We start from the raw sequence: 4,888 nt of genomic DNA, 5'->3' as shown, positions 1-4,888 counted from the left end.
AGCGCCGGATCAGGCCGTCGAGCGCCGCCGTGGTCTCGCGGAACACCGATGGCCGGGCGCGCGCCAGGAAGCCCGCCGCCCAGCCCAGGTTGCGGGCCAGGTACGCGGCGCGGTAGCGGAATTGGACGGCGTCATTGCGCAGCAGCCGGGGCAGCTGGCGCCACAGGCCGGGATGGTTGAAGGGCATGAGGGAGCTGCGGGCCAGGACGCCGGCATTGCCGGATGAGGTTTCCTGGCCGGGATCCTGGCGGTCGACCAGGGTGACGTCCATGCCGCGCCGCTGCAGTTCCAGCGCGCAGCAGACGCCGACGATGCCGGCGCCGAGCACTATGACTTGCTTTCCCATCGTCGCTGTCGCTGCTTGAGTCGGTACGGAATCAAGGGGGGGGTAAGCGGCCGATTGTAGGGCAGCGGGCAGGCGCCAGCGAGAGCGGGCAATCCATGATTGCGGCACCGCGCCGGGCGGCCGCCAGGCGGGTGTGCCGTCGCCGGTCAGGCCGGCGGCCGCTGCCCCAGGATGCGGCCGGCCGCCACCACGCCCCACCATGCGGCCTCTTCGAACACCGAGTAGCCGGACAGGTCGGCATGGGCGAACAGCACCGGTCCGTCGACTTCGCGCAACGCCGCCAGGCCGGCGTTCGACAGGTAGCCGCAATAGGGCGAGGCCATGGCATGGCCGCGCACCGTGATCTCCAGCTGGCGGGCGCGGCGCCAGAGCTCGTCGCCATAGGCGGCGACCAGGTCGGCGGCGGCCTCGTCGCGCAGCGCCTCGGGGCGGGCGTCGGCCAGCCATTGGCGCGCGGCCTGCGGCGTCTGGCTGCTGAGCGCGTGGTAGGCGGTGAACACCGTGCGCGGCGAGCGCGCCACGCGCAGCAGCTGGTGGGTCGAGACCACGTAGCCCAGGGCCTGGCCCTGGTAGACCACGTTGTCCCACGACAGCGGCTCGCCCGGCGCCTCGCGCGGATAGCCATCCATGACGAAGTTCGACACCAGCCACGGCGCGTGCGGCGAGGCGTGCGTGGCCGGATCGTAGCCGTAGGCGCGGATGTCCGGCAGGATGCGCTGCGCCACGAACAAGGGCATGGCGCAGACCGCGCGTTGCGCCTCCAGTGTGTAGACGCTGGCGGCCGCGCCCGGGGCGAGGCAATCGATGCGCGGGCCGGCGGCGCTTTCGCGCAGCCGCGCGGCGATGCCGGGCAGCAGCCAGCCGCCGTGGCCCAGGCGCGTGCTGATGGCGTCGCGCAAGCGCTGCGCCAGCGGCGCCAGGCCGCCCGGCCAGGTCAGCACCGCGCCTTCGTTGGCGTTGGCGGCATGGCCGTCGCGGCTGGCGAAGTAGTGCAGGCCGGCCCAGGCCGAGACCCGGTCGTACGGTGCGCCGTAGTCGTCGCGGCAGCAGTAGTTCAGGTACCAGTGCAGCGCGGGCGAGGTGTAGCCCTCGCGCTCCAGCCATTGCTTGAAGGTCAGCGCGTCCAGCGCGCGCCAGGCCGGGTCGCGCGAGGACAGCGCGATCGGGATGCAGAAGACCTTGCGGCCGTCGTTGCCGGTCGCGCCGTGCAGCCGGTCGACCAGCGCCAGGAACTGGCGATGCTGTTCGATATCGGCCTCGGGCAGCCCGTGCATCGGCAAGAGGCCGTCTTCCCAGCGGCCGTCGCGCAGCAGGCGTTCCTGCGGCGAGTGCGCCAGGAGGGCTTCGTCGTAATAGGGCCGCTCGCCGAAGGCGTCGCGTTCGGCGATGCCGAAGTCGCCCAGCATCTCGCGCACATGGGTGGACTGCATCGACGGCAGCGGCAGGTAGTGCGCGCCGAGCGGATAGTCCAGGCCGTCGCGCGCGCCGGCGGCGGCGTTGCCGCCGTACTCGGGGCCCTCGACCACGACGAAATCGGTAAAGCCCTCGCGCGCCAGTTTCCAGGCGCACGACAGCCCGGCCACGCCGGACCCCAGGATCGCCACCTGGCAGCGGCGGCTGCTCGAGGACGGCGGCAAGGCCGCGCCGTCGCGCAGCGCGTGGCCGGCCTGCATGCCGGGATAGCGCACCTCCGGCGTGGTCTCGATCACGCGCGAACGGTAGTAGCCCGCCGTGCCCGCGACGGCGGCGGTGGCCGCGCCCAGCAGGAAGGTGCGGCGGCGCATCAGCGGATGACCCTGCGCCAGTCCTCGTCGAAGTAGCGCACGAGCGACTGTTCGTTCAGGCGGTTCGGCGGCATGGCCAGCGCCGGCATGTCGGCGGGAAAGTGGAACAGCTCGCGTAGCGTGGCCGGGTCGAGGTAGCGGGTGGGCACGGTGACGGCATCCGGCGGCGTGTAGTCGCGGCGCTTGCCGGCCAGGATGAAGCCCCAGTCGCCGAACGAGGGCACGTAGGCGTGGTACGGCCAGGTGTTCAGGCCGGCTTCCTTGAGCGTGGCGTCCACGCTCCAGAACGAGCGCGGCGCGAAGTAGGGCGAGGTCGACTGGATCACCATGTAGCCGTTCTCGGCCAGGTGCCGCGCCATCAGGTGGTAGACCGGCACCGAGTACAGCCGGCCCAGACCGAAGTTGGACGGATCCGGAAAGTCGACCACGATGAAGTCGTAGACCTCGGCGTGGCTTTCGAGCCAGCGCCCGGCGTCGTCGTTGATGACGGTGACGCGCGGATCGGTCAGCGAGCCCTGGTTCAGTTTCGTCAGCGGTTCGGAGCGCGAGAACAGGCCGGTCATGGCCGGATCCAGGTCGACCAGCGTGACGTGCTCGACCTGCTTGTACTTGAGGATCTCGCGCACCGCCAGGCCGTCGCCGCCGCCCAGCACCAATACGTTGCGGGCCCACGGCAGGGCCTGCAGGCCCGGGATCACCAGCGACTCGTGATAGCGGTGTTCGTCGCGCGACGAGAATTGCAGGTTGCCGTTGATGTACAGCCGCAGGTCGTCATGCCAGCGCGTCACGATCAGGCGCTGGTAGGGCGTGGTCTCGGCGTGCACCACGTCGTCGCCGTACAGGCCTTTCTCGGCCCAGGCCGTCATCTGGCCGGAAAACAGGAAGCCCAGCGCCAGCAGGCCCAGCACCACGCCGCCGCGCACGGCCCGTTCCGCCGGCCGCCGGATCTCGTGGCGGAACAGCCAGGTGGTCCACAGCGCCACGCTGGCGTTGAGCATGCCGAACAGGAAGCCGGTGCGCAGCAGGCCCAGCTTGGGCGCCAGCAGCAGCGGAAAGATCAGCGACACGGCCAGCGCGCCGAGGTAATCGAAGGTCAGCACGCGGCTGACGATCTCGCGGAACTCGGCCTTGCGCTGGTTGAACACCCGCATCACCAGCGGGATCTCCATGCCCACCATCAATCCGATGATGAATACGCCGACATACAGCGCCGCGCGGAAGGGCGCCGACAGCCAGGCGAAAACCAGGAACAGGACGGCGGCGGAAACCCCGCCCAATAATGCGACGGCCAGCTCGACATCGATGAACCGATTCAAAACGTCGTCGTCTTTTACATATTTTGACAACCACGATCCGATGCCCATCGCGAACAGATAGCAGCCGATGACGGACGAGAACTGGAGAATGGAATCGCCCAGCAGATAGCTGGCGAGCGCGCTGCTGATGAGCTCATAGCCCAGGCCGCAGGACGCGACGATCAATACCGACAGGATGAGGACGCGGTCGCGCATGGGGGTTCCGACGCTGAAAATGCGTTCGCAGTATATCGAAAGCGCCGTATATACTGCGCGCAATTAGGGGCCTGAAGGGGGCGAATATGGGAGAAGCAATGCATCCGGCCGTGACCTATCTGATCTACATCGTCTCGGCGTTGGTGATGCTGGGCATTTTCACCGCGGTCTACACCACGGTGACGCGCTACAAGGAATTCGAGCTGATCCGCCAGGGCAATATCGCCGCGGTGCTGTCGTACGGCGGCGCGCTGGTGGGCTTTTCCTTCACCCTCTGCTCCAGCATCGCCATCCATGCCAGCTTCGTCATGTTCCTGGTCTGGGGCGTGGCCGCCATGGTGGTGCAACTGGTGGTCTATGCCGTGGTGGCGCGCGCCATCCGCGGCCTGAACGAAGCCATCGAGGAAAACAACATCGCCATGGGCGGCCTGATCGGATCGATCTCGCTGGCCGCCGGCGTGGTCAACGCCGCCTGCCTCACCTGAGCCGACGGGCGCGTTGATTCGTATCTGACACAGGAGAACTAGCCATGAGTCTCGGTTCATTTATCCGCAAGCAGTTTATCGACATCCTGCAATGGAACGAGGACGGCGACGGCGTGCTGGCCTGGCGTCATCCGATGCAGGATTTCGAAATCCAGTACGGCGCCAGCCTGACCGTGCGCGAGTCGCAGATGGCGGTGTTCGTCAACGAAGGCAAGGTGGCCGACGTGTTCGGCCCCGGCATGTACAAGCTGACCACCCAGACCCTGCCGGTGCTGACGTACCTGAAGAACTGGGACAAGCTGTTCGAATCGCCCTTCAAGTCGGACGTGATCTTCTTCAGCACCCGCCTGCAGCTGGGCCGGCGCTGGGGCACGGCCCAGCCGGTGACGCTGCGCGACAGCGAATTCGGCATGGTGCGGCTGCGCGCCTTCGGCGTGTATTCGTACCAGATCACCGATCCGGCCAAGTTCTACCGCGAGATCAGCGGCACGCGCGACGTCTACACCGTCGACGACCTGGAAGCGCAGCTGCGCAACATGGTGGTCGCGGCCATGACCACCGCGCTCGGCGGCTCAAAGGTGCCGTTCCTGGACATCGCCGGCAACCAGGGTCTGATGTCGCAGAGCATCGGCGAGCAGCTCGGCCCGGTGTTCGACCGCTATGGCGTCAAGCTCGACAACTTCACGGTCGAGAACGTGTCGCTGCCGGAAGAACTGCAGAAGGCGCTGGACACGCGGATCTCGATGGGCATGGCCGGCGACC

At 68.0% G+C, this 4,888-nt stretch carries 5 protein-coding genes; 2 read left to right on the top strand and 3 right to left on the bottom strand.

Translation table 11 applies throughout. The features are described from left to right. The 3 genes from AOZ49_RS32665 to AOZ49_RS21830 form a co-directional block, all read right to left on the bottom strand. Nucleotides 1-346, bottom strand: a 346-nt coding sequence (locus AOZ49_RS32665) for an FAD-dependent oxidoreductase (protein WP_156355718.1), incomplete at its 3' end; no start/stop codon positions are given. 146 nt (nucleotides 347-492) lie between these two features. Beyond that, the gene (locus AOZ49_RS21835; RefSeq protein ID WP_054477730.1) at nucleotides 493-2,130 is read right to left on the bottom strand and encodes an NAD(P)-binding protein; all 1,638 of its coding nucleotides are present in this window, start codon (nucleotides 2,128-2,130) and stop codon (nucleotides 493-495) included. Further along, a complete protein-coding gene (locus AOZ49_RS21830; RefSeq protein ID WP_054431666.1) occupies nucleotides 2,130-3,641 on the bottom strand; it encodes a polyamine aminopropyltransferase in 1,512 nt (503 codons plus the stop codon). Before AOZ49_RS21830 ends, AOZ49_RS21835 begins: the two co-directional genes overlap by 1 nt. Before the next feature lie 98 nt (nucleotides 3,642-3,739). On the opposite strand from AOZ49_RS21830, the gene AOZ49_RS21825 reads away from it, so the two are divergent. Both AOZ49_RS21825 and AOZ49_RS21820 read left to right on the top strand, forming a co-directional pair. After that, entirely contained in the window at nucleotides 3,740-4,126 is a 387-nt protein-coding gene (locus AOZ49_RS21825) for a DUF350 domain-containing protein (RefSeq protein ID WP_006390571.1), read from the top strand. A gap of 44 nt (nucleotides 4,127-4,170) precedes the next feature. Next, nucleotides 4,171-4,888 (top strand): SPFH domain-containing protein (locus AOZ49_RS21820; RefSeq protein ID WP_054477728.1); only part of this gene is annotated, 718 nt, incomplete at its 3' end.

Origin of the sequence: Achromobacter sp. 2789STDY5608615, from assembly GCF_001298995.1 — a bacterium.
Taxonomy (GTDB): domain Bacteria; phylum Pseudomonadota; class Gammaproteobacteria; order Burkholderiales; family Burkholderiaceae_B; genus Achromobacter; species Achromobacter insuavis.
This window is presented reverse-complemented; position numbering and strand designations above follow the sequence as displayed.